The organism is Peribacillus sp. NPDC006672 (assembly GCF_050274955.1).
Lineage (GTDB): Bacteria > Bacillota > Bacilli > Bacillales > DSM-1321 > Peribacillus.
Genome location: NZ_JBNNOR010000013.1, coordinates 101,317 through 123,582 on the forward strand (window position 1 = coordinate 101,317; position 22,266 = coordinate 123,582).

Sequence of the window (22,266 nt, forward strand, 5' to 3'; positions counted from 1 at the left end):
GTGACACATATAGGGATACTTAGTCTGAGTATCATAGTATTGTTATTTCTAATTTATTCGATTTTTCCTACTGTAATTATTCGTGTATGCAGACTGGGCATCACCAAAACAAACAAGAGAAATAATGGGATAGCCCTTACTTTTGATGATGGCCCAAACCCTGAATATACGGCACGATTACTTGATCTTTTAAAAAAGTACGAGATAAAGGGTTCGTTTTTTGTGGTGGGCAGTAAAGTGAAAAATAACCCCGATATCATTAAACGAATGCATGAAGAGGGGCATACAATTGGAATCCATCATTTTGATCATATTTCAAGCTGGATCCTCTCGCCCTTTCAGTTATCGAAACAGTTGAGGATGACGGAAAAGGCGATAATGGAATGTACGCATGAAAAAGTCACTTTTTATAGGCCACCCTGGGGCCATTTTAATATTTTTACGAAAATGGCCAGCAGGAAATATAAAGTGATCATGTGGTCAGACATTTTCGGAGATTGGAAAGTGGAAACATGCAGGAATGACCTGCTTAATCAATTGCGGACAACCTCAACGGAAAATTCGATCCTCCTGCTCCATGACTGTGGGGAAACCTTAGGGGCGGATAAAGAAGCACCCCGATATATGATTGAAGTTTTGGAAATTTACCTAGAGGAAACTATAAAAAAGGGAACTCAATTTATTACATTAAAAGACTTATAACTGATTCGGGGGGACTTTATGAACATAGATAGTATCCTGCATTTTATTAACTTATATGGCTATCTTATCATATTTCTTTTTTTACTCATGGGCATTGTGGGGATTCCTGCTCCGGAAGAATCTCTTCTATTTCTAATCGGAGTCCTGATTGGGCAAAATAAGCTCTCATTTGGTTTAGCCGTGCTCAGTGCATTTCTCGGAGCCTTTATAGGGATGCTTATCGCTTATGTATGTGGGAAATACGTAGGGTATCCATTTATAAAAAAATATGGGAAATTCGTGGGCATTACCAATGATCGCTGGGAGAAAGTACAGAAAAAGTATATGAATAATACCAAAAAAACGATCGTGTTTGGATTTTATTTACCTGGAATAAGACAAATCAGTCCGTATTTCGCAGGAATCAATAATATTCCCCTGTTCAAATTTATTCTCCTTTCCCTGTTAGGCGCGTTTCTCTGGACTGTCCCGCTTATAGTGGCAGGGTATTATATCGGTAATGCCTTTCATATAAATCCGGAATATGTTCCGCTTTTAGGTGTCGTATTCTTAGTCTTTTTATTGATATATATTTTAATCAATTATATGAAGAGGAAAAAAAAGAATAAATTACCGTCCCGATTGGATTAACCAGTGTTCTATAATTGGTTTTCTAATCGGGCTATTAAGTTTGGACTGGGGCTTATGATTCCATGAACATATCATTAAAAATTGATTAAAAAGAAAGGTTTTAACAAAAACAGTGATATATTGTAAGGGGAAAAAAGATATTGAAACATACAAATGGACTTTTTTCTTAGTACGTATCCATCGATAAAAAGAATGATTTCTATAGGGGATGACATATATGAAGAAGGTTTTGTTTTTACCTCTCTTCCGCATGCAGTCGGGACATCATCAAGTTGCAGAGGCCTTAATGGATTTGTTAAAAAAACATACAAACGGAGTCATTTTGAAAAAAGTGGATCTGTTAAGTTATACGAATAATTCTTTAGAAAAAGTGATAACGACCGGATATTTGAAATGGATCCGTTATGCACCTGAAACCTATAATCTCACCTACAAAAACCTTTTTTACGCTAACTCGGAAAAGGAACGTCCATTTAAATGGTGTCAACATATATTCTTGAAGAAAATGGAACAATTGATAGATGAGGAAAATCCAGACTTAATTGTGTGTACACACGGATTTCCTTCCCAAATCTTAAGCCAGTTAAAATTAAAAGGGAAATGCAGTGTCCCAATTATCAACGTGTATACGGATTTCTTTATTAATAATGTCTGGGGAAGCAAGGGGATTGATTTTCACTTTATTCCAAGTCAAGAATTGAAAGAAAAGCTATTAAGCAAGAATCAAATACCGAAACATAGTATGATGGTGACAGGTATTCCTGTGCATGAGGAAATCACTAAAAAGGCCAGTGGTTTAAAAAACGCCGATCGGCCCAAAGTTTTAATCTCAGGAGGAAATAGTGGCCTTGGCGGGATATTGAATTTAGCTGGTGAGTTAAAGAAATCAACCAACTTTGATTACTTTGTACTTTGTGGCAACAACAAAAAGCTATTTGATGAGATCAAAACATGGGATGTAGCTCATATTAAACCATTACCTTATATTTCATCAAGATCGGAAATGAACAAACTTTATGAAGAAGTAGATGTAATCGTTACGAAACCAGGTGGTGTCACCATTAGTGAAGCACTTCGAAAAAGGCTTCCGATTTTTGTCCATTCGATGTTGCCGGGACAGGAGGAAATTAATCTACAGTATTTAAAAGACTATAAACTTGTATTTGAAATCAATCGCAAATTCTCATTTGAAAAACAAATGGTTAATATATTAAAGGACCATAAAAAAATGGATCAGTGGGATAAATCCATCGAAACTTATCAAAAGGAAATGGAATTGGAAAACCCTGAGGAAATGGTGAGCATTATGAAATTGATTCTTAATCTTAAACAAGTCAATAAGCCATCCTATCTCACAAATCAGTCAAAAGTTATTTATAGCTAATTGGTCATTCTATTATCCTTGTCGCTAGTGGTCTATTAACACGGGAAGTTAATAACAACATTTGTGATTCGTTTTGAGAAAAGCGAAAATGAAAGAGAGAAGTTGAATTATGAACGACTTTATCCAAACTATTTTACTTACACTCATGGATTATGGGTACCTAGGAATTACCCTTGGTCTTATGATTGAAATTATTCCAAGTGAGATTGTATTATCCTATGGTGGCTTTTTAGTTTCCCAAGGTAGCATCAGTTTTGTTGGGGCGGTTATTGCTGGAACGATTGGGGGAACTATCGCCCAAATTTTTGTTTATTTAATCGGATATTATGGGGGAAGACCATTTTTAGAACGATATGGAAAGTATATATTCATTCACAAAAAACATATTGAACTAGCAGAATCCTGGTTTACTAACTATGGTCCAAGCGTCATTTTTACGGCTAGGTTCATTCCGGTTGTCAGACATGCTATTTCGATTCCAGCAGGGATCTCTAAGATGTCCTTAATGAAATTCACGAATTATACGCTACTAGCTGTACTTCCGTGGTCTATACTTTTTGTATTCCTCGGGATGAAGTTAGGAAGCAATTGGGGACAGATTAATGAGATGGCCAAGCCATATATCCAGCCAATCGCAGTTGTGGCGGTTCTCATTATTGCCGGAATGATCATTCGTGGATTCATGAAAAAAAAGAAAAGCAAAGTCTGATGAAGATTATGGATAGCCCGCAAAGGTAACCAAGATTGCTAAAGTACCATTGGAATGTCATGAAATTTAATGTGAAACCAAGAAATACGAATATAGTTAATCCCACGCATCCTGATTAAATCTTTTTTCAGATTGCGTGGGATTCTTTTATGATTGAATCACTATTTCATTAAACTTTATTTCAAACTTTAATCCTCCTGAAAGATACCCTACTTAACTCCACTTTTTTGACGACCGCTCTTCCATTGAGAAATACGACAGAGCATACCGGTTACAGCGTGTGTTTCTGCCATATATGGTTTCCAGCCAACTCCATGCTTTGCGAGCTTGGGGGTTCTGGACACAATGAGTGCAGTAATAAAGATAATAAGAGCGGTAATCAGACCGGATTCTCCTTTCCAAATCTCAGAGTGATTTCCATATGCGGCATCGTAAGCTAACGTCATTTTTAAAATGACGTTAGCTTGCTTTTTTGTCATGTCTGGAGACCATCCTATATTGGATTATTTCGTAAGCTTATCTCGTTTTTCGGAACAGGAACAAGCGCCAGGTTTTTAGACTGCTGTCGGTTTGGGAGTACAGCTTGGACACCTGAAACCAATTGAGCCGTTGTGGCATTCGCGGGCTTATTGCTCAAAATATTTTTCGCTATACATGCCAATAAGCAGGAGAACAGCCAATACTCCAACTCCGATTATCGGCGTCATAATAAACTTCACAAACCGCATAGGAAGTAACTCTTCGAAAATGTCATATGACATTTTTACACTTGTGCGGTTGACAGAAGAAGCTATACGATGCGGATATTACACAGAGAGGAGTGATGAACCTTATGAAATCAGGTTTCATCCAGAATGGTTATTTTTTATTGTTAACTTTCGTTACAGGATTGTTTTACTTTTGTTTTTACATGGTAGCACTGTCGTTCAGTTTAACTCTTTCATTTACGGTAGTCGGCATTCCACTAGTTTTACGCGTATTGCGAACTACTACAACGTTCATCCAATTCGAGCGCACGCAGACGAAAATCTATACCGATATTACGACGGCTCCTTACGACAGAATCGTAACAACGGATGCAGCGGTCTGGGCTCAAGCAAAATTAGAGCTTACGGATCGCCGCAACTGGTCTGCCGTCTTTTGGTTAATGCAGAAGTTCGTGATCGGACTTTTCAGTCTCGTCAGCGCAGCCGTTCTCTATTTAGCACCTCTTGCATTCCTGGTTGCACCACTATTGTATCGATACCTCCATATGAATGTCATTTATATGGAGGTAGATACTTTTGCGAAATCACTCCTTATAATGGCTGTGGGAGCGGTGCTTACTGCAATAAGCTTTAAGCTTGCAGATGTTTTGGCGAAAAAATTGGGAGGTTATACACGAATGATGATTCGGCAGCTAAACCGATAAAGGTCTTATTTCCGGACTTTGTGTAGGACTGCAGTGTTGACTAGAAAAATATGTAATTGATTGAAGGTTAGGTCTATAATATAAGGAACAAAACAGAAGGCTACTTAGGGGGTGAACGACTTGTTGGATATGGTTAAACAGTGGTTTTGGTTTGATTGGATTATGTTGGCACTCCGCCTTATTACTAGCGTTTCATTCATCCTTACGACGGTAAGTTTTCAGGAAGGTCTAACGCTGCCGCTTTGGATCGTTATTTTTTGGGAGATTGCCGCCTTCTCCATTCCTTGGGTCTGCTTGCTGCTCAACTATAAATATTATTTGTTCATGGAAATACTGCTATATGGCGGACTATGCATATATTTAACCTCATTGTTTCCGGATGCTTATTCTACATTTATTGTATCGGCGTTTCTTATCGCGGCAAACAGCAATCATCTTTCCTATCATTGGACGGCTCCGGCAACGGTCTTTGTGATGCCCGGAATTTTCCATGCGGTTTCGCCAAGCAACAGCTATTGGGTCATGGTAACCTACTACGGATTTGCTTATGTATTGGGATTCGCTTTTCACTTATTGATCGTCAATCATCGGCAAAATGAAACGATCCGTAAACAAAATGCGGTGCTTGAACAATATATGTCCCAAATCGAGCGCATTACGCTGGCAGAAGAACGAAGCAGGCTGTCGAGGGAGCTCCACGATACAGTCGGCCATGCTTATACTTCCATCATCATGGGAATGGAAACGCTGCGCCCCGAGCTTGCTGACGAAACGGGGATACAAAGGCTTGATTCCTTGCTTGAGATGGGCCGCAAAAGCATCGAGGAAGTGAGGGGATACTTGCATCAAATGGAGTCTCCGCAGCAGTCGCTTTCCTTGGTCCAGTCTCTGCAAAAGCTTGGAGATGAATTTCAGGAGCATGCCCAGGTCGATGTAAGCTTTCGGGTGTTCGGAGAGGAGTACCAACTGTCCCGGCAAGCGAAGATGGCGTTCATTCGCTGCTTGCAGGAGTCGCTTACGAATGCTGTTCGTCACGGGCAGGCGACGGAAATCACCGTTTCTCTGCAATTCGAGCAGCAACATACGAGGCTGGAGGTCCACGACAACGGAAGAGGGATGGAAGAGTGGCGGGAGGGCTTCGGCATGAACGCGATGAAGGAGAGGGCGATGAATTTGCAAGGCCAAGTGTCCGTCTATACGAATCCCGGGGACGGGACGCTTGTCGCCTGTACTTTGCCGCGACAAGCGGAAATGGCAGACGGGTTTATTCGCCTGTTGATCGTCGACGACCAGCCGTTTATTCGGGAAAGTCTGCGGACGTTGCTCGACAGGTACCAAGATTTGAACGTAGATGGCTTGGCTGAGGATGGCGAACAAGCAATCGACCAGTGCGGGCGCCTTCAGCCCCATGTAGTGCTTATGGATTTGGATATGCCGCGCATGGGCGGAGCCGAGGCAACCAAAATGATCAAGCAGCAATGGCCGCATATCCGCGTATTGATTCTTACGACGTTCCAGGATTCGGAGCAAGCGTTGGACTTGTTGCGCAACGGTGCGGACGGCTTCCTGCTGAAATCGACAGAAACGCTCGAGCTGGCCAATACGATTCGGCTTATTCACCGGGGAGGCACTCTAATCGATCAGGGGATGTCCCATAAAATATTCGAGAAGTTCGATGAGAGCATCGAATCATCGCAATCGAAAGCCGCTGACGACTATGACCTGACGACCAGGGAAATAGAAATATTACAGCTTGTTGCCAAAGGGCTCCGGTACAAGACGATAGCTTCCAAGCTGTATTTGTCGGACGGCACGGTCAGAAACTACGCCTCCTCGGCCTATTTAAAGCTAGGAGTCCGTAACAAGGAAGAAGCCGTCCAGAAAGCAATGGAAATTGGGATCACTAGCTAGAATACGAACGAGCATTAAAATGTCTCCCTAGTACGTTAAGAAACCCATAATACTTGAATGCGAAACTGGAAGATTTATATTTTTTCCAGGAACAGGGCATTGATTTTACCTTGAAGAAGGATGACCTTGATGCGATTCTTTTTTTTCGTACATATGTTCCACCATTTGCGCCAAAGCGGGATATCCGTCCATTGCGGTACTTGCTGGTCTCATGAAAAGCGGCCGCCCTTTTCGTATAACAATCGCCAGCACCGCTTTTAGTGAAGGCTTACTGATAAAACTGACATATGCCTTCGAACAGGCTACCATTCACAGAAGAAAGCCTAATTTACAAGCAGCATTCAATGAAGAAACATTAACTAAAGGGGGGAGGCTTTCATGAGAAAGGTCGAAGTCGTTTCACATAAGAAAGTATGGTCCAAGCTATTTCATGATGAATGCAAAAGATTACAGGATATTTTCGGGCATGAAATGATAAATTTATACCATATTGGCAGTACGGCCATACCTGCAATCCATGCCAAGCCAGTAATAGATATTTTGGCAGTGGTTAAAGATGTGGAATGTGTCGCTGGTTTTAATAAAGAGATGGAACGGATAGGTTATGATGCTAGGGGTGAAAATGGAATCGCTGGACGAAGGTTTTTTCTTAAAGGCGGGGATGAGAGGACGCACCATATTCACATGTTTCAAAAAGGACATGCGGAAATTTCCAGACACCTCGCTTTTCGGGATTATATGCTGGCACACCCTTATGAAGCACAAAAGTATAGTCAGCTGAAACAGCGCTTGGCAGCGGAATTTCCAGATGATATCAAAGGGTATGTAAACGGGAAAAATGATTTTATAAAAAAGGTGGATGAAAGAGCGAAAAAATGGGCGGCGTCCTTGAATGAGAAGGGGGATCATCATGTTAATGAAGTGGATTAAATGCCAAGTGAATGGGGAAAACAAGCGTGCATTTTCTACAGCACAAGAGGGATGGGGAGAGTTGCTCCATTCAGCTGGTTTCATGGGTCAAATCGGAGGGTGGAATAAAAATGGGCCCCTTGAAGCAGGCATTCTCTCCGTATGGAAAGATCTCCATTCTTATCAATGTTTCATGCAGCATCAACATGATGAAATATTCGTGAAGAGTGACCAAAGAAGTACTTATACAAATATTTCTGTCGATATATTCGAGAAAATATTCAATATAGGAACTACAGATATTACCGCTTTTTTTTGCAAGGGGAAACTACTTCGAGTGACTGAATGTTATGTTGAAACAAATAAACAAGCCCACTTTGAGCAGATGCAAAAAGAAGTATGGAACAAAGGGATAATGTATGCACCGGGCATGATGTCAGGTGCATTCGGTAAAAAGCAAAACGGGAGATATCTGGTCGCCTCATTATGGGACAATGACTATTCATATCAACGGTACGTGGATAAGGAATTGCCTGCCTTGATAAAGGAATCGGTAGTGAAAGATTCAACCCAACGTATTACAGGAAGTTTAATTGAATTGCATCCAAAGTGGGCTGTCATTTAAATGATGGCTTATTCAATGCTAAAAATCTATTATACAGAAGGTGATTACTAATGAAACTAGATCATGATTCACAGTACATCAGGGGCATCTACCTGAATAGGGACCGAATATCTTCGTATGACCATTTCCCTCTTGATCTGCCGGTTATCAGGCACCTTCAAGAAGTGGCTTTTCATCCCAGTGTTACCTATGTTATCGGAGAAAATGGAATGGGGAAGTCCACCTTGCTTGAAGGTATTGCGATTGCGTATGGCTTCAATCCAGAAGGAGGAACGTTGAACTTCAATTTTTCCAATTATGATTCGCATTCCAATTTGGACGAATACCTCCGTTTGAAAAAAGGCGTGTACAAACCGAAGGATCATTTTTTCTTTAGGGCGGAAACCTTTTATAATGTAGCGACAAATATAGAGGAATTGGACAGGGAGGCATCTTCGGGACGGAAGATCATCGATTCCTTTGGCGGGAAATCACTTCATCAACAATCTCATGGGGAATCTTTTTTTTCAGCCTTCATAGAACGATTTCAAGGCAATGGATTGTACATCCTCGATGAGCCTGAAGCCGCTTTGTCTCCATTAAGGCAAATATCGATGTTAGCCAGGATAAACGAGCTTGTTAAACAAGGTTCCCAATTCATCATTTCCACCCATTCCCCGATCATCATGGCCTACCCGGATGCTAAAATCCTCCAAATTTCAGATGAGGGAATGAGTGAAGTGACTTTAGAGGAGTCCAATCACTATTTGTTGATGAAACAGTTTTTTGAAGATAAAGATCGGCTGCTTCATCATCTATTCCAATGAGCTTTATCCACTCACTTCCCATTAAAACAAAGGGATTATAAAAACTTTAATTAAAGCAATAAAAGAAACCCCGGCTGCACTGCAAATTCGGGGTTTTCATTTTGTTGAAAATTATGATTGACAGTGAAGGTGTATTACGAGTATAGTACATCTATAAGGTGTATGAACTACTTAATACATACACTCGTTATTAAATTTCAAATCAGAGTTTTTTCCTAAATAAATAGGGGGTGGTTTTATGAACGTTAATACCCGGGAACCGGTATATCTGCAAGTCGTTAGGCATTTTAAAGAACAAATTGCCATAGGGAAATTCGTAGCGGGACAGGAAATTCCATCCAGAAGAGAACTGGCGGCTTCACTGAACATTAATCCTAATACAGCTCAAAAAGCGTATAAAGAAATGGAGGAACAGGGCTTGATTCATACAGAAAGAAATTTTCCCAGTCAAATCACGACGAATGAAACGATTTTACAGGCTGTGAGGCAGGAATTGATTTTGGAAGCCGTCGATTCGTTTGTCGATGCGATACGTCCGATTAATGTACCAGTTGATGAATTGCTTCGTGTGGTTAAAGAAAAATACTCGGAAGAAATAAGGGAGGGGGAAGAAAAATGATAGAGGTAAAACAAATCTCTAAGAAATACGGCCGGAAGACAATCTTGGATGGTGTTTCGTTTACTGCCAATAAAGGTGAAGTCACTTGTCTGATCGGGATAAATGGTGTCGGTAAAACGACTACACTCAAAGCCATTATGGGATTGACGCCATATAAAGGTGAGATCCTGATTGATGATCAAAAGATGACTAAGGACAGTTATGAAAAAATCACCTTCATTCCAGACGCTCCGACAATGCTTCCGCAAATGACGGTTAAACAGGCAATGGTATTTATGCAGGATTTTTATACGACCTGGAACCCGGAAAGAGCTAATCAATTATTGGATTTTTTCAAACTAAAGGAAGAAACCCCCATTTCGGAATTGTCAAAAGGGAACACAGCTAAACTCAACCTGATGCTTGGTCTGTCCCTTGACGTCGATTATGTACTGATGGACGAACCATTCTCGGGAATCGATATGTTTAGCCGCGAGCAAATTGCCGATGTCTTTGCGAGCCACCTTATTGAAGATAGAGGAGTCATCATCACGACCCATGAAATCGGTGATATTGAACATTTAATTGATAAGGTCATTTTATTGGATAATGGCACAGTCCTTAAAGAGTTCAATACAGAAGAAATGCGTGAAGAGGAAGGAAAATCGGTAGTCGATGTAATGAGAGAGGTGTATCAAGCATGATGCGATATATAAAACTAGTGAACTTTGAAATCAATCGTTTTAGTAAAATCTATCTTAGCTTATTGTTGATAACCTTGGTTTCGCAATTTGTTGGTGTATTCATGGTAACGAAGGATTTTCTTGATGGAGCTAAGGAAACCATGTCGGATGAAAAACTATCCGAAGCTGCCTTTGTTACGACTTATGGTGGCATTGATTTTACCCATATCGCCAATACTCTCTGGTTTCTAGGACCGATCGCGCTGAGTGCCGTTGCCCTAATTTTTTACATTTTTCTCATTTGGTATCGTGATTGGTTTGGAAAGAATACGTTCATTTATCGTCTATTGATGTTACCAACATCCAGATTATCAATCTACCTTTCCAAAGCCACAGCCATCTTCTTGATGGTGTTAGGATTAATTGCTTTCCAGATTATCATTTTACCCATGGAAAATGCCCTATTTAATTCAAATGTGCCGGAAGCTTTCTTGAATATGGAAATGTCCACTTCCACCATAGCGGCAGCCAATAGGGTATTGATGTTGATCATTCCAAGCACGTTCACGCAATTCCTGCTTTCCTATGGCAGCGGCCTTATGATCATGTCGATATTATTCACGGCGATCATGTTTGAAAGGAGTTTCCGCATAAAAGGAATCGTTATGGGCTTGGTGTATTGCGGAATTGCTGCTGTGTTGTTTTTAGCTCCTGTTTTCATAATGGATAGTGGAATTTTCCATTTTTACTCGAAAGAATTATTCGGTCTTCTGCTCACATTGGGAATCATCGTGACAGGATTATCAGTTTGGCTTGGTTCTTGGTTATTGAAAAATCGCGTTACCGTATAACAAAAACTATTAAAGGAGAGTGAACAAGGTGAAACGTTATTTATGCAGTATCATTATTGGAATGGTTGTCATTTTAAGCATCGGGACCTATTATGTCAAAGTAGCTTCCTCCGCTTCCAGCCTTCCAAAGTATACGTTCAAGACACTGGAAGGCAGTGATAAAGAGCTTGATCCGGTGATCATACATGCTACGCTTGAAAATGGGAGTTTTTATGAACCATTCACGATTGAATCCAATCAAACAACATATGGCAGTGAAAGGTCTTACTTGGAGAACTTAACTGGAAGACCAGATCATCAAATTGAAAGATTAATAAAAGAACATCGTTCGTTTATGCGTGGCAAAGATTCCGTTAGTTCTTTATATGAAGACGATGATTTTTTGGCTTACGCTTGGGTGAATAGCGAAATTACGAAAAACGGGAAAATGGAAGCGGAGTTTGAAATCGGTTTACTGGAGAAGAAAGGCGAGGATGAAACTTCTTTCAAAATTGAACTTCCCGATCAAGAGAGAATCATGAATGCTGATATCAGGGATGTGCAGTTGGTCCATTCAAAACTACAGGTTTTAACGATGAATGATGTGAATTCAAACAATGAGAAGCAAACGAAAGAGGTTCATCTATATACGATCGATTTAGCTAATAAGAAAGTCTTGAGCGATAAAACCCTTTTATCTGAAACCTTTACTTACCCTAATCAAGTTGATTTTGAGATGCCAATTGATGTTGCTCCCTCCCAGCCAAACAACATGGTTTTAATTTCTTTAATTAAAGGAGTAAATCATGAGGATGGTCCCTTTGAGGAAAAACTAAAGGAAAGCAAGCTGTTATCTTATAATTATGAAACGGAAAAATTAGAAACGGTTAAATTGCCCAAAAAAGAATCGCTTAGCCTGGACGAGGTAAGATCAGGATACGTGGATGGGAAAAGTCTATACGTAGTTGATACCAAGTCCGATAAATATCACATTAAGACGTTTGATCTAAGCAGTCAAAAGATAACGAATGACATGGAGTTAGACCTAGCTGTTCCTAAGGAAGGGGAATCCTTCGAAACCACCATCAAGAATGGGCGTTTATACTTCCTTTTAAGCAATCGAATGGATCAAGAGGGCAATTTAATATCCAAACCTGCCCAACTACTAATTGCTGATTTAAAGACTGGAAAGATATTATATAAAGGTGAAACAGTCATGCACTCAACCGATAAAAACAACGGCAAAAAATTTGGTTTTTATATCGATTACATGGAAGTCAAATAAGGACGATGATCATTAGAAGCTGTCTCAATAACTTTGAGACAGCTTTTTTTTAGTAAAGGTATTCTTTAAATGGCATAAAAATCATGAAAAAAGAGATATCCTTCAATGGGATATCCCTTCGTTCGGATTATCATGAAACGGAAGCTAAGTTCGCTCTGGCTGAACGTTCTTTTCTGCCGTGCAAGAAGTAGTAAAGAACGGAAGTTGCGATGACCACAACGCCAAGGATGACATAAAGTGTGCTGTACCCTGTTACTGGAATGATGAATCCCAGAATATAAGGGCCGAATCCAAGTCCTGCATCAAGCATGATAAAGAAGGTGGACGTTGCCATCCCCATACGGTGGGGCGGTGTCAGCTTAACGGCAATCGCCTGCGAGCTTGATTGCATATTACCGAAACCGAGGCCAATGAGGAAACCAGCTGCCAGTAAAGTGAAACTATTGGTTGTTATGCTTAGAAGGAGCAAACCGACTCCGAAAATCAAAAAGGCTGGATACATAATGAAGTTGGCTCCTTTCCGGTCCATTAACGGTCCTGAGAAAGGGCGTGATAATAATACGGCTACTGCATAAACGACAAAGAAGAAGCTTGCTGTATTGACCAGGTCGATTTCTATGGCATAGAAACTGATGAAAGAAAGGACACTGGAATAACAGAATGCCAATAACAGAGTAATGATTGAGATGGGCAGTGCCTTAGGCTCAATGAAATTGGAAAGCTTGAATCCTTTACTTTCAGTCACTTTTGCCGTCACTTTCAATGCCGGGACATATAGGAAGAATGCAGTAATTAAAGAAATGACCCCTAAAGCCAGGCAGAAACTGAATATCACTTGGAAGCTTGTATGTTGAGCCATGTACAGACCGATGAAAGGGCCGATTGCCGTCGCAAGTGTTGCGCTCATGCTGTAGTAGCCGATGCCTTCACCTTTTCGTGTTGCCGGGATGATCTGGGCGACGATCGTTCCTGTCGCAGTACTCGCCATACCCATCGCCATACCATGAATCAGGCGGTTAATGAGCAGGAAGCCAATTCCGAGATCCACAAAATATAGAAGTGTTGTCAAAGTGAAAAAGATCAAACCGATGAATAATGTTTTCTTGCGGCCGATTGAATCAATGAAACGACCGATGAACAGTCGTCCGATTAATGTCCCGATTATGAAAATACCCGATATGAGTCCGGCTTGGCTTGTAGAAGCATCCAATTCATTTACGGCATAGATGGCAAGTGTCACCATCAGTAAATAAAAGATTAATGTTATGAAAAAATTAATGGAAGAAACGATGACAAAGTCCTTCGTCCACAGTCTAGGTCTTGATTGTTCCATTTTATGATCTCCTTACTTTATAATGTTATTTCTTATTTCGCCCATAATGCGTATGGCTGCGAGTTGTTCCTCTTCAGTGATTCCCTTCAAGATGTCCTGTTCGTATTGATCGATTGTCACACGGACTTCACTGTAGAGCTTTGAGCCAAGCTCAGTAAGCTGCATTCTTTTTTCCCGTCTATCTTTACTTGGCACATGCTCGACATATCCCAGCTCTTCCAAACGGGTAATGGTCCTCGTAATCGTGGGTTTTTCCACACTCTGATAATTGGCAAGCTCTACAAGCGTTGCAGAACCATAATTGGATAAGTAATGCAAAATGGACCATTGTGCCCTGTGTAAATCATGCTTGTTCAGCTGTATATTAAGATTATTTTCAAACGGACGGTACAGCAGCAAAAATTGCTGAAAGAACTTTTGGTAAGTCTCTATCAGAAACACCCCTTATACTATTGTATAGTTACCGTGAGTAATCGTTACCTTGAGTAACTATAATAACAAAATAAATCCTTTCTGTCCACTCGGATTTGAAGTGATTAGTTAAATTTGGTTTTTAGTTAAATAGAATGGGAATATAAGAATAGGAGATGATGTAAACATGTATAAATCTATGATCGCGTTGCTTGCCGCAGCAGCCATGCTAACTGCTTGCAATAATGACAAAGCGGATGAAAACAAGGGAAAATCTGTACAAACAACAGATGAAAATCAAACCAATACTGAAAATGAACAACAAAAACAACCTTCAAAAACAGAAACTCAAGCAAATCCTAAACATGAGAAGTGGTCTTCTTTGCCTGAATATGACAAAATCATCGAGCAAATCGGCAACGAAGACTATACCTTCAATAAGGAAACGGATAACGATGATAAACGAGTCTTCCTTATTGAACTGAATGGTGAAAAACAATATAAAACCGTTTTCGTCAAAAATACCAACCGCCTGAAAATTATCAAAATAAATGGTGGCGGAGAGCTTTATGACGAAATCTTAAAATAAGTGGACCTGCGTAAGTGTTGTATAGAGACCTTTATTGGTTTTGATAAAGGGTTCGGGGGAATATAGTAGAAACTGTGAAGCATGTACGAGTAACGGCCAACTCACGAGTAAAAGCACCAAACTCACGAGTAAAGTGCCGAAACTCACGAGTAAAAGCACCAAATTCACGAGTAAAGTGCCGAAACTCACGAGTAACGCTCAAATCACGAGTAAAAACGCGAAATTCACGAGTAAAAGCACCAAACTCACGAATAAAGCGCCGAAATTCACGAGTAGCGCCAATTTGAAAAGCGATAATAAGGAGAGGATGAAAGTTGTCAAAGGGATTCCTTCATCATATTGAGCTGAATGTTTCAAATTTAAATAGGACCGTTGATTTTTGGGGCTGGTTTTTGGAGGAAATGAATTATGAGCCATTCCAGGAGTGGGAAAGCGGGAAGAGTTGGAGATTGGATGACATGTACATTGTTTTTGTACAAGCGGAAACAAGGTTTCTTGACATTCCCTATCATCGGGCACGAGTGGGGCTTAATCATTTAGCCTTTCACGGCACTTCCCGTCATCAGATTGATGAGATCACCAGAAAATTAAGGGACAGAGGAGTTACCATCCTCTATGCCGACAAGCACCCATTCGCCGGTGGGAAGGAACATTATGCTTTATTTTTCGAAGACCCGGATAGGATTAAAGTTGAATTGGTGGCACCTTAAGTATTTGTATTTTCGTTGAAGGAAAGTGGCTAAGCAACCGCACTAATGATAAATAAAAGCTAACGAGATCCATCTTTAGCATTAGCTAGACCTTAAGCAGATATTAATAATTATTATAAGAATTGCCGTTTCTATTTTTCGGATTTTCCTCGTGTTTCTCTTGTTCAATGTGTTCAAGCTCAAGGGGAATGGCATGAATTAATATAATTGCGCCAATAAATTGAATCCAGCTACCGACCAATAAAATCTGTTCTCCAATTACACTTTTTTCGTTAACATAAATATTACCGATCGCTGCTAAATAGAAGCCTAAAGAAATGAAGCCATTTCCTGTATTCCCAAGAACCCTATAGGATGAATCCCACTGCTTCAAAAGCTGCACCAAGCCCTTAGACTCCATTGCCAAGGGCATCTATTTTTGTTTCCTCTTCCTCAGCACCGTTTAGTACTCCATGCTCCTGAAAGGAGGAGATCTTCTCCACGTATTATAAGGAAGCTGGTAGTTATATATTAATTTCCAATATTTATTGGTATAATATAGGTCGATTGTCTATAGGTGGTGATATTGTTAATGAAATACTTTATCCAATTAATAATCGCTGCATTTTTCCTTTTACTTTTTTCATTTTGTACTTGGTACGAAGGCAGCGAAATTCTGGATGACCATTCGGAATGGAAATATTCAACTCACTTTTCACAGATGTTGAATGATCAAGTGATGGATGAAAAAGATATTTCAAATTTGGACTATTTCGTGTATGCAGCAAAATTCAAACCGTTATTTCCGGTGTTGATGGTCCTAATGTCTTCGTACTTAATCATACTTACGGGTTATGCCCTATTCAAAAGAAGCAGTAAAAAAATAGCGCTATTTTTGGCTGGATTTGGCGTCCTTTTTCTGATTTCGAGTGGTATTGTATCCAACTCCCCAACTGTGGGAGGTAATATCTTTCAAGCTGTCTTTCTGATAAGCGGGATGATGGCCATAATGGGTGCCGCTCTATATTATTTCCGGGTGCCTAAAGAAATCAAGACCGACTTTTAAATTCACTTCATGTTTTTTTGCGAAGCTGCCATACGGAGCAGCTTTTTTATTTGGGCAATATGGAAAGCCTGTTAGGTGACACAAAATGATCAACATTCAAGCGATGTTATTTCTAAAAAAAATTAATGCCCGCACATTTCAGAAAAGCTGTTATGCTTTTAAACAGGCTTTTGAAATTCGGACAGGGGATGCCACATGGCAAACTTCATTCAGATTTGTTTGTAGCAAAGCAACGTGATTACTTGAAGAATCCTGTTAACATGTTGCTGGACTTTTAGCCAATGCCCTCAATGGTCTTTAATGAATTTAAGAATAAAGTGAAAAGGTGATAATATGTCAGGCAAAATCAAAATTGAACAGCCGAAGATCCCCCATGACTTAACTCAAGCGAACTTTCAGGAAATATATTATAAAGATGAGCCATATCTGGATACCTGTATCATAACCAATTGCACGATTGATAGAGAAAAGATGGACCAAATCGTATTATCACAAGTTGTTTTTAAACATGTGATATTCAGCGATGTATCATTCAGGAATATTGAGCTGACGGATGTCGTTTTTGACCATTGCGATCTGACGAATGCCGATTTCATGGGTGGCTCGATTCATCGGGTGGAGTTCAAAGAGTCCAAACTATTAGGCATTAATCTGTCTGATGCCAATTTAGGGAATGTCTCCTTTGAGAATTGCAATTGTAATTTAAGTGCTTTTGGTTATGCTGCACTAAAACAAGTGAAGTTCGATCATTGCTCATTGGAAAGTGCTGATTATTATGATTGTAAATTCAAGAAAGTGATGTTCGATACATGTAAATTAAATGAAGTGAACTTTTCCCGGACACCGCTAAAAGGAATTGATATTAGCAGTTCTACATTTCAAAGGCTTACCGTATCCCTGGAGGATTTAAATGGATGCGAAGTTTCCCCGGACCAAGCAATAGGCTTTGCAGCTATGCTTGGACTGAAAATTAAAGAGTGAACCTTTTTAAAATGAAAAATGAGTTATCGCATATTATGCTAGAAAGCATGCATTGCCAGGAATGACGAAATCCATCGGGATTTTTCGAAAAGAGCGTAGGGCAGATGTACTGCTCTTCCTATATTTAAACGGGGGACCACCAATTTGGTGGCCTTTTTTTGAATGGGATTATTTATTTCCAATTAATGAAACTTATTACATATTGAGAACGTATCAAGTTTAGTAGTGCTAACCTTGAAAGTTTTATGAAGAATAGATTAATAAACACTTACTAATAAAATAAAATTTACAAAAAGGAGGGGTGAAACATTTGGCTTTACATTATCAAGAATACGGTGATAAAAGTGCTTCTCTGATGCTATTTTTACATGGTGGCGGAGTGAGTAGTTGGATGTGGGACAATCAAATTGAATACTTCACTCATTATCATTGCATAGTTCCAGACTTACCTGAACATGGACTAAGCAATTATGAAATTAATTTTTCTATAAAAGGCAGTGCAGAAGAAGTAATTAAATTAATCGAAGAAAAAGCAAGTGGAAAGAAAGTAATCCTAATTGGGTTTTCTTTAGGTTCTCAAGTACTTATTCAAATGTTAAGTATGAAACCAGATTTAATTGATTTTGCAATAATAAATAGTGCTTTGGTCAGACCGATTTCATACGCTAAAAAATTGATTCAACCTGCTATTAGAATATCATTTCCACTAATTAAAAATAGGTGGTTTTCCAAACTGCAAGCAAAAACATTACATGTAAGTGAAGACTGCTTTGAAAAATATTATGAAGAAATTTGTCAAATGAAACCGGACACTCTTGTTAGAGTATTAGAAGAAAACATGTCGTTTGAAATACCCAAAGATTTTAGAGAAGCAAATGGAAAGATATTGGTTACTGTGGGTGAAAGAGAAAAAGCTGTTATGAAAAAATCTGCAAAAGATATTGTCGAAACTAACTCAAATTGTACAGGCGTGATTATACCTGAAATTGGGCATGGAGCTTCTTTGGCAATGCCTGAAGTCTTTAATCATATGGTGGAAAGATGGATACATGAAGGGAATTTACCAAAAGAATATAAAGTGATCAGTTGATATTTAGTATTATTGATAATGTGAGTCCTTTTGTTTTTAATTTCAACAATATTATTTAACATAGCCATGTAAATGAAGAGTACGGAATATTTGCTTAAATACTGTATTTGTTTACAATATTTGTTAGGTGGTGGTGAGCCAGAAGAGAAGATGGATTGAATTTCATGGGGGAGCATGAAGCAGGAGTGCTTTTACTTTTAGGTTCAAGGGAACGGCGCTGGTTCTTTTCGGATAGAGATCTTTCCGCTTTCGTGAGTCATTGATCAGCAAATAGATATATCATTGGATGGCGAAGGATTCATGGAATTGAAAAAGATGAAAATGACCAAGGGGGAAGATTGAGATGTCCGGAATTTGGAATGATGTAGATTTATATTTTAGTAATAAACTTCATACGGAAGATCCGATCATGAATTCGATCTTGAAAGCGAATGCAGAAGCAGGGCTGCCTGCCATTGATGTATCTCCAAACCAAGGGAAATTCCTTCATTTACTAGCAAAAATCAGTGGAGCGAAAAACATATTGGAAATAGGGACGCTTGGAGGTTATAGCAGTGTTTGGCTCGCGCGTGCTTTGCCGGATGATGGACGGTTGATAACGCTTGAATACGAGGCTAAGCATGCAAAAGTGGCGGAAGCCAATATCAAAAATGCAGGATTGGCCGATAAAATCCATATAATGGTCGGGGCGGCGCTCAAAACCTTGCCGACCCTTAAAGAAAAAGGGTTATCCGGCTTCGACTTAATTTTTATTGATGCTGATAAACCTAATAATCCCGAGTATCTTAAATGGGCATTGGAACTTTCACGGCCTGGGACCGTCATCGTGGTCGATAATGTCATCCGTGATGGAAAAGTGATCGATCAGGATAGCAAAGACCCGAGTGTGATGGGTGTACGGACATTCATAGATAGGCTATCTGAAGAACCGCGAATCGATTCGACCGTCCTGCAAACTGTTGGTATGAAAGGATATGATGGTTTTGTTATCGGGATTGTAAAAGAGTGAGGCTTCAAAAGGCGTTATAAAAGAATCCTAGGATCCTTGAGATATAATCAATGATTCCAAGAAGAAGGTAATTTATGCTCAACATGATCATTCTCCTATCAAGTTACTTAATAGGTTCCATCCCATTTGCTCTGGTTATCGGCAAATTGTTCTATGGTACCGATATTCGTGGATATGGGAGCGGGAATCTCGGCGCAACCAATAGTTTTAGGGTATTGGGCAAAAAAGCGGGGACGGTAGTCGCCATTGCTGATTTATTGAAAGGTTCGATTGCATGCTTACTCCCTATGATGCTGCATTCAAACGTTTCCCCAATACTATGCGGCTTACTTGCCATAATTGGGCATGCCTTTCCTGTTTTTGCGGGATTTAAAGGGGGCAAGGCCGTGGCAACATCAACGGGAGTGTTTTTATTTTTAGCTCCATTAGGGACATTATGTGCTTGCATCGTTTTTCTCATTAGTTTGATGACCTCAAAATATGTATCTCTCAGTTCAATTTTGGGGAGCATTTCCATATTGATTTACAGCCTATTATTTGAAGGCAGGCTCATCACTGCACTCTCTTCATTCATTTGCTTATTCGTCATCATTTTGCATAGGGAAAATATAAAGAGAATATGGAAGGGAACGGAAGCAAAAGTGGGCAGGATCTTTTAATGGAACTTTGCTATTGAATCATTCGTAGTGCAGGAAAAGAATTACATGAAAATGTTTATGTTTCATGCAAATTTAAGTGAAAATATCACCATAATCTAAGGAGCCAGCCATGAAAAAAAGAGCAAGCTTATTAATAGCTCTAGGCGTGATCGTTTTTGGAATCATCGCCTGGATTGCATTAGAATCTCAAACCACAAAGAAAGAGCTGGACAGTAAAAAGCCCTTTCCACAGCATACAGTCTATCAATCAGGAACGATAAAACCTGACAATCTATCACAAGAGGAGATGGATGATGCTGTAGCGGATTTTTACAATGTTTGGAAAGATGAATATCTTAGGCAGCCTGCTGATAAAAAGGATGAATATTATATTTTTTACAATGATAAAGGATATGCAGAACCTAAGAATGCAGTGACCGTTTCTGAAGCGCACGGTTATGGAATGATGATAACGGCAATCATGGCAGGAAGCAAGGACAAGCAGTACTTCGATGGGCTTTATCGTTTTTATAAAGCGCATGCAAGTGATAATGATTCTTCATTAATGGCGTGGCAGCAAGTAAAGGATAAATCGGGCAAAATCATAAATACGCCAGGAGATGCCGATTCAGCAACTGATGGCGATATGGATATCGCTTATTCGTTATTATTGGCTGATCGCCAATGGGGAAGTGAAGGGGAAATCGACTATCTTGCCAGAGCAAAGGACATCATCGATGCAATCATGTCGAATGAGATAAATCGGTCGCAGTCCCTGATTAAACTAGGGGACTGGGCGGAAGATGAAGATGATGTATACGGACAAGCGACTCGTTCATCGGACTTTCTTCTCAATCATTTGAAGTCCTTTGAGGCGGCAACTGGGAATCATGAATGGAAAGGTGTAACGGATAAGGCTTATGAGATCATTCATTCCATTTATAAGGAAAAAAGCGGCAATACAGGCCTAATGCCGGACTTCATTGTACAATCCAAGGGAGGGTACCAGCCGGCACAAGCTGACTTTTTAGAAGGGGAGAATGACGGCAATTATAGCTGGAACAGCAGCAGGACCCCTTGGCGCTATACGCTCGATTACTTACTGACTGGTGATGAAAGAGCGCTGCCGCAATTAAAGAAGATGAATGAATGGATTAAGGAGGAATCGGATGGGAACCCTGAAAATATCCAATCCGGCTATACTCTAAACGGAAAAGTCTTAGAAGAAGGAAATAGTACAAGCTTTGTTGCTCCATTCATGGTCAGTGCCATGGTTGACCCCTCCAATCAGCAATGGATCAACCGATTGTGGAAAAGGACGATACAGGAACAAGAAGATGATGACTATTTTGCCAATACGATAAAATTACAGACAATGATTGTTGTTTCTGGTAACTGGTGGGCCCCATAAACTCGGTAACTGGAAAAACTAATGATGAAAAAGGAGTTTGATGATGAATGAAAAAGGTCACACCTTTCTTGATGTTCCAAGAAAATAATGCAGAAGAAGCCATGAATTATTACACATCTTTAATTGAAGGATCGAAAATAATCAGCATGATTCGGTATGGAGCAAATGAAGCAGGTGCAGAGGGAAGTATCATGCAAGCTGCCTTTACCTTGAAGGATCAGGAGTTTATGTGCATCGATAGCAATATTAAGCATCAATTTACGTTCACACCTTCGTTTTCAATATTCCTTACATGTGATACGGAAGAGGAAATTGACAGGATTTATGCGAGTTTAACTGATGGTGGAGAAGTGCTGATGCCATTAGCCGACTATTCCTTCAGTAAGAAGTTCGGATGGATATCTGATAAGTTCGGTGTTTCCTGGCAACTTACTCTCCCAAAATGAATGAAGTGAAAAAGGCCACTGGGTAGGAGGGCACTGAAAAAGTCCCTTCGGGCCAATAGAGGTAGATTTTCTCAGTTTATTCTGAGGAAATCTACCTTTTTTTGTTTTATAATCAAGGTA

26 protein-coding genes and 2 pseudogenes are annotated in these 22,266 nt (G+C 39.8%); 23 read left to right on the forward strand and 5 right to left on the reverse strand.

Annotation, left to right across the window (positions count from 1 at the left end; genetic code table 11):
* The 4 genes from ACQKKK_RS19820 (at position 1) to ACQKKK_RS19835 (ending at position 3,425) form a co-directional block, all read left to right on the forward strand.
* A complete protein-coding gene (locus ACQKKK_RS19820) occupies positions 1-702 on the forward strand; it encodes a polysaccharide deacetylase family protein (protein ID WP_427618429.1) in 702 nt (233 codons plus the stop codon).
* A gap of 18 nt (positions 703-720) precedes the next feature.
* A complete protein-coding gene (locus ACQKKK_RS19825; RefSeq protein ID WP_427618431.1) occupies positions 721-1,332 on the forward strand; it encodes a DedA family protein in 612 nt (203 codons plus the stop codon).
* Between the two features lie 217 nt (positions 1,333-1,549).
* Positions 1,550-2,716 carry an MGDG synthase family glycosyltransferase gene (locus ACQKKK_RS19830; protein ID WP_427618432.1) on the forward strand — a complete coding sequence of 389 codons (1,167 nt, stop codon included), beginning with the start codon at positions 1,550-1,552 and terminating at the stop codon, positions 2,714-2,716.
* Between the two features lie 109 nt (positions 2,717-2,825).
* Complete coding sequence (locus ACQKKK_RS19835) at positions 2,826-3,425, forward strand: DedA family protein (RefSeq protein WP_427618434.1); 600 nt, start codon at positions 2,826-2,828, stop codon at positions 3,423-3,425.
* A 317-nt stretch (positions 3,426-3,742) separates the two neighbouring features.
* Here ACQKKK_RS19835 and ACQKKK_RS19840 read toward each other — a convergent pair.
* Positions 3,743-3,853, reverse strand: a pseudogene (locus ACQKKK_RS19840) (CPBP family intramembrane glutamic endopeptidase); the annotation flags it as partial.
* A 404-nt stretch (positions 3,854-4,257) separates the two neighbouring features.
* Here ACQKKK_RS19840 and ACQKKK_RS19845 point away from each other — a divergent pair.
* The 10 genes and pseudogenes from ACQKKK_RS19845 (at position 4,258) to ACQKKK_RS19890 (ending at position 12,483) form a co-directional block, all read left to right on the forward strand.
* A complete protein-coding gene (locus tag ACQKKK_RS19845; protein WP_427618436.1) occupies positions 4,258-4,836 on the forward strand; it encodes a sensor domain-containing protein in 579 nt (192 codons plus the stop codon).
* Between the two features lie 120 nt (positions 4,837-4,956).
* Positions 4,957-6,747: a response regulator gene (locus ACQKKK_RS19850; protein WP_427618438.1), complete on the forward strand. Its 1,791-nt coding sequence runs from the start codon at positions 4,957-4,959 to the stop codon at positions 6,745-6,747.
* Positions 6,748-6,764: 17 nt separating this feature from the next.
* Positions 6,765-7,129 (forward strand): annotated as a pseudogene (locus tag ACQKKK_RS19855) (hypothetical protein); the annotation flags it as partial.
* Positions 7,126-7,677, forward strand: coding sequence for a GrpB family protein (locus ACQKKK_RS19860; RefSeq protein WP_427618439.1), 552 nt, complete (start codon positions 7,126-7,128; stop codon positions 7,675-7,677). The pseudogene ACQKKK_RS19855 and the gene ACQKKK_RS19860, both read left to right, overlap by 4 nt.
* Positions 7,658-8,281, forward strand: a complete 624-nt coding sequence (locus ACQKKK_RS19865; RefSeq protein WP_427618441.1) for a YdbC family protein — start codon at positions 7,658-7,660, stop codon at positions 8,279-8,281. The genes ACQKKK_RS19860 and ACQKKK_RS19865 overlap by 20 nt, the downstream gene beginning before the upstream one ends.
* Positions 8,282-8,331: 50 nt before the next feature.
* Positions 8,332-9,087, forward strand: coding sequence for an AAA family ATPase (locus ACQKKK_RS19870; protein ID WP_427618443.1), 756 nt, complete (start codon positions 8,332-8,334; stop codon positions 9,085-9,087).
* Positions 9,088-9,325: 238 nt separating this feature from the next.
* Positions 9,326-9,706, forward strand: a complete 381-nt coding sequence (locus tag ACQKKK_RS19875) for a GntR family transcriptional regulator (RefSeq protein WP_427618445.1) — start codon at positions 9,326-9,328, stop codon at positions 9,704-9,706.
* Positions 9,703-10,389 carry an ABC transporter ATP-binding protein gene (locus tag ACQKKK_RS19880; RefSeq protein ID WP_427618447.1) on the forward strand — a complete coding sequence of 229 codons (687 nt, stop codon included), beginning with the start codon at positions 9,703-9,705 and terminating at the stop codon, positions 10,387-10,389. Before ACQKKK_RS19875 ends, ACQKKK_RS19880 begins: the two co-directional genes overlap by 4 nt.
* Positions 10,386-11,219, forward strand: coding sequence for a hypothetical protein (locus tag ACQKKK_RS19885; protein ID WP_427618449.1), 834 nt, complete (start codon positions 10,386-10,388; stop codon positions 11,217-11,219). The genes ACQKKK_RS19880 and ACQKKK_RS19885 overlap by 4 nt, the downstream gene beginning before the upstream one ends.
* A 28-nt stretch (positions 11,220-11,247) precedes the next feature.
* On the forward strand, positions 11,248-12,483 hold the full coding sequence (locus ACQKKK_RS19890) for a hypothetical protein (protein WP_427618451.1): 1,236 nt from the start codon (positions 11,248-11,250) through the stop codon (positions 12,481-12,483).
* A gap of 130 nt (positions 12,484-12,613) precedes the next feature.
* On the opposite strand, the gene ACQKKK_RS19895 is transcribed toward ACQKKK_RS19890, so the two are convergent.
* Both ACQKKK_RS19895 and ACQKKK_RS19900 read right to left on the reverse strand, forming a co-directional pair.
* Positions 12,614-13,816, reverse strand: coding sequence for an MFS transporter (locus ACQKKK_RS19895; protein WP_427618453.1), 1,203 nt, complete (start codon positions 13,814-13,816; stop codon positions 12,614-12,616).
* Positions 13,817-13,828: 12 nt separating this feature from the next.
* On the reverse strand, positions 13,829-14,248 hold the full coding sequence (locus tag ACQKKK_RS19900) for a MarR family winged helix-turn-helix transcriptional regulator (RefSeq protein WP_427618482.1): 420 nt from the start codon (positions 14,246-14,248) through the stop codon (positions 13,829-13,831).
* A gap of 166 nt (positions 14,249-14,414) precedes the next feature.
* On the opposite strand from ACQKKK_RS19900, the gene ACQKKK_RS19905 reads away from it, so the two are divergent.
* On the forward strand, positions 14,415-14,816 hold the full coding sequence (locus tag ACQKKK_RS19905) for a hypothetical protein (protein WP_427618455.1): 402 nt from the start codon (positions 14,415-14,417) through the stop codon (positions 14,814-14,816).
* 198 nt (positions 14,817-15,014) lie between these two features.
* Here ACQKKK_RS19905 and ACQKKK_RS19910 read toward each other — a convergent pair whose 3' ends face one another.
* Positions 15,015-15,137, reverse strand: a complete 123-nt coding sequence (locus ACQKKK_RS19910; RefSeq protein ID WP_427618457.1) for a hypothetical protein — start codon at positions 15,135-15,137, stop codon at positions 15,015-15,017.
* Between ACQKKK_RS19910 and ACQKKK_RS19915 the strand changes: the two genes are divergently transcribed.
* Positions 15,131-15,526 (forward strand): VOC family protein, encoded by a 396-nt coding sequence (locus ACQKKK_RS19915; RefSeq protein WP_427618459.1) that lies wholly within the window; start codon positions 15,131-15,133, stop codon positions 15,524-15,526. The two genes, ACQKKK_RS19910 and ACQKKK_RS19915, sit on opposite strands and share 7 nt — an antisense overlap.
* Before the next feature lie 103 nt (positions 15,527-15,629).
* Here ACQKKK_RS19915 and ACQKKK_RS19920 read toward each other — a convergent pair whose 3' ends face one another.
* The gene (locus ACQKKK_RS19920; protein ID WP_427618461.1) at positions 15,630-15,938 is read right to left on the reverse strand and encodes a DUF6944 family repetitive protein; all 309 of its coding nucleotides are present in this window, start codon (positions 15,936-15,938) and stop codon (positions 15,630-15,632) included.
* Between the two features lie 159 nt (positions 15,939-16,097).
* Here ACQKKK_RS19920 and ACQKKK_RS19925 point away from each other — a divergent pair, with 159 nt between their 5' ends.
* From ACQKKK_RS19925 to ACQKKK_RS19955, 7 genes are all read left to right on the forward strand, one after another.
* Positions 16,098-16,571, forward strand: coding sequence for a YjdJ family protein (locus ACQKKK_RS19925; protein ID WP_427618463.1), 474 nt, complete (start codon positions 16,098-16,100; stop codon positions 16,569-16,571).
* Positions 16,572-16,904: 333 nt separating this feature from the next.
* Complete coding sequence (locus tag ACQKKK_RS19930) at positions 16,905-17,552, forward strand: pentapeptide repeat-containing protein (RefSeq protein ID WP_427618465.1); 648 nt, start codon at positions 16,905-16,907, stop codon at positions 17,550-17,552.
* Between the two features lie 310 nt (positions 17,553-17,862).
* The gene (locus tag ACQKKK_RS19935) at positions 17,863-18,642 is read left to right on the forward strand and encodes an alpha/beta fold hydrolase (protein ID WP_427618467.1); all 780 of its coding nucleotides are present in this window, start codon (positions 17,863-17,865) and stop codon (positions 18,640-18,642) included.
* Between the two features lie 343 nt (positions 18,643-18,985).
* On the forward strand, positions 18,986-19,651 hold the full coding sequence (locus ACQKKK_RS19940) for an O-methyltransferase (RefSeq protein ID WP_427618469.1): 666 nt from the start codon (positions 18,986-18,988) through the stop codon (positions 19,649-19,651).
* 74 nt (positions 19,652-19,725) lie between these two features.
* On the forward strand, positions 19,726-20,310 hold the full coding sequence (gene plsY / locus ACQKKK_RS19945) for a glycerol-3-phosphate 1-O-acyltransferase PlsY (protein WP_427618471.1): 585 nt from the start codon (positions 19,726-19,728) through the stop codon (positions 20,308-20,310).
* Positions 20,311-20,419: 109 nt separating this feature from the next.
* Positions 20,420-21,700, forward strand: a complete 1,281-nt coding sequence (locus tag ACQKKK_RS19950) for a glycosyl hydrolase family 8 (protein WP_427618473.1) — start codon at positions 20,420-20,422, stop codon at positions 21,698-21,700.
* A 47-nt stretch (positions 21,701-21,747) separates the two neighbouring features.
* Positions 21,748-22,146: a VOC family protein gene (locus tag ACQKKK_RS19955; protein WP_427618475.1), complete on the forward strand. Its 399-nt coding sequence runs from the start codon at positions 21,748-21,750 to the stop codon at positions 22,144-22,146.
* The last annotated feature ends 120 nt before the right edge of the window (positions 22,147-22,266 follow it).

Excerpts from the sequence above, each read along its gene's own strand:
- ACQKKK_RS19940 (WP_427618469.1), top strand. The coding sequence starts at position 18,986 with ATGTCCGGAATTTGGAATGATGTAGATTTATATTTTAGTAATAAACTT.
- ACQKKK_RS19925 (WP_427618463.1), top strand. The coding sequence starts at position 16,098 with ATGAAATACTTTATCCAATTAATAATCGCTGCATTTTTCCTTTTACTT.
- ACQKKK_RS19825 (WP_427618431.1), top strand. The coding sequence starts at position 721 with ATGAACATAGATAGTATCCTGCATTTTATTAACTTATATGGCTATCTT.
- ACQKKK_RS19920 (WP_427618461.1), bottom strand. The coding sequence starts at position 15,938 with ATGCCCTTGGCAATGGAGTCTAAGGGCTTGGTGCAGCTTTTGAAGCAG.
- ACQKKK_RS19950 (WP_427618473.1), top strand. The coding sequence starts at position 20,420 with ATGAAAAAAAGAGCAAGCTTATTAATAGCTCTAGGCGTGATCGTTTTT.
- ACQKKK_RS19880 (WP_427618447.1), top strand. The coding sequence starts at position 9,703 with ATGATAGAGGTAAAACAAATCTCTAAGAAATACGGCCGGAAGACAATC.
- ACQKKK_RS19860 (WP_427618439.1), top strand. The coding sequence starts at position 7,126 with ATGAGAAAGGTCGAAGTCGTTTCACATAAGAAAGTATGGTCCAAGCTA.
- ACQKKK_RS19830 (WP_427618432.1), top strand. The coding sequence starts at position 1,550 with ATGAAGAAGGTTTTGTTTTTACCTCTCTTCCGCATGCAGTCGGGACAT.
- ACQKKK_RS19905 (WP_427618455.1), top strand. The coding sequence starts at position 14,415 with ATGTATAAATCTATGATCGCGTTGCTTGCCGCAGCAGCCATGCTAACT.
- ACQKKK_RS19955 (WP_427618475.1), top strand. The coding sequence starts at position 21,748 with ATGAAAAAGGTCACACCTTTCTTGATGTTCCAAGAAAATAATGCAGAA.
- ACQKKK_RS19885 (WP_427618449.1), top strand. The coding sequence starts at position 10,386 with ATGATGCGATATATAAAACTAGTGAACTTTGAAATCAATCGTTTTAGT.
- ACQKKK_RS19875 (WP_427618445.1), top strand. The coding sequence starts at position 9,326 with ATGAACGTTAATACCCGGGAACCGGTATATCTGCAAGTCGTTAGGCAT.
- plsY (WP_427618471.1), top strand. The coding sequence starts at position 19,726 with ATGCTCAACATGATCATTCTCCTATCAAGTTACTTAATAGGTTCCATC.
- ACQKKK_RS19930 (WP_427618465.1), top strand. The coding sequence starts at position 16,905 with ATGTCAGGCAAAATCAAAATTGAACAGCCGAAGATCCCCCATGACTTA.
- ACQKKK_RS19845 (WP_427618436.1), top strand. The coding sequence starts at position 4,258 with ATGAAATCAGGTTTCATCCAGAATGGTTATTTTTTATTGTTAACTTTC.
- ACQKKK_RS19895 (WP_427618453.1), bottom strand. The coding sequence starts at position 13,816 with ATGGAACAATCAAGACCTAGACTGTGGACGAAGGACTTTGTCATCGTT.
- ACQKKK_RS19870 (WP_427618443.1), top strand. The coding sequence starts at position 8,332 with ATGAAACTAGATCATGATTCACAGTACATCAGGGGCATCTACCTGAAT.
- ACQKKK_RS19865 (WP_427618441.1), top strand. The coding sequence starts at position 7,658 with ATGTTAATGAAGTGGATTAAATGCCAAGTGAATGGGGAAAACAAGCGT.
- ACQKKK_RS19835 (WP_427618434.1), top strand. The coding sequence starts at position 2,826 with ATGAACGACTTTATCCAAACTATTTTACTTACACTCATGGATTATGGG.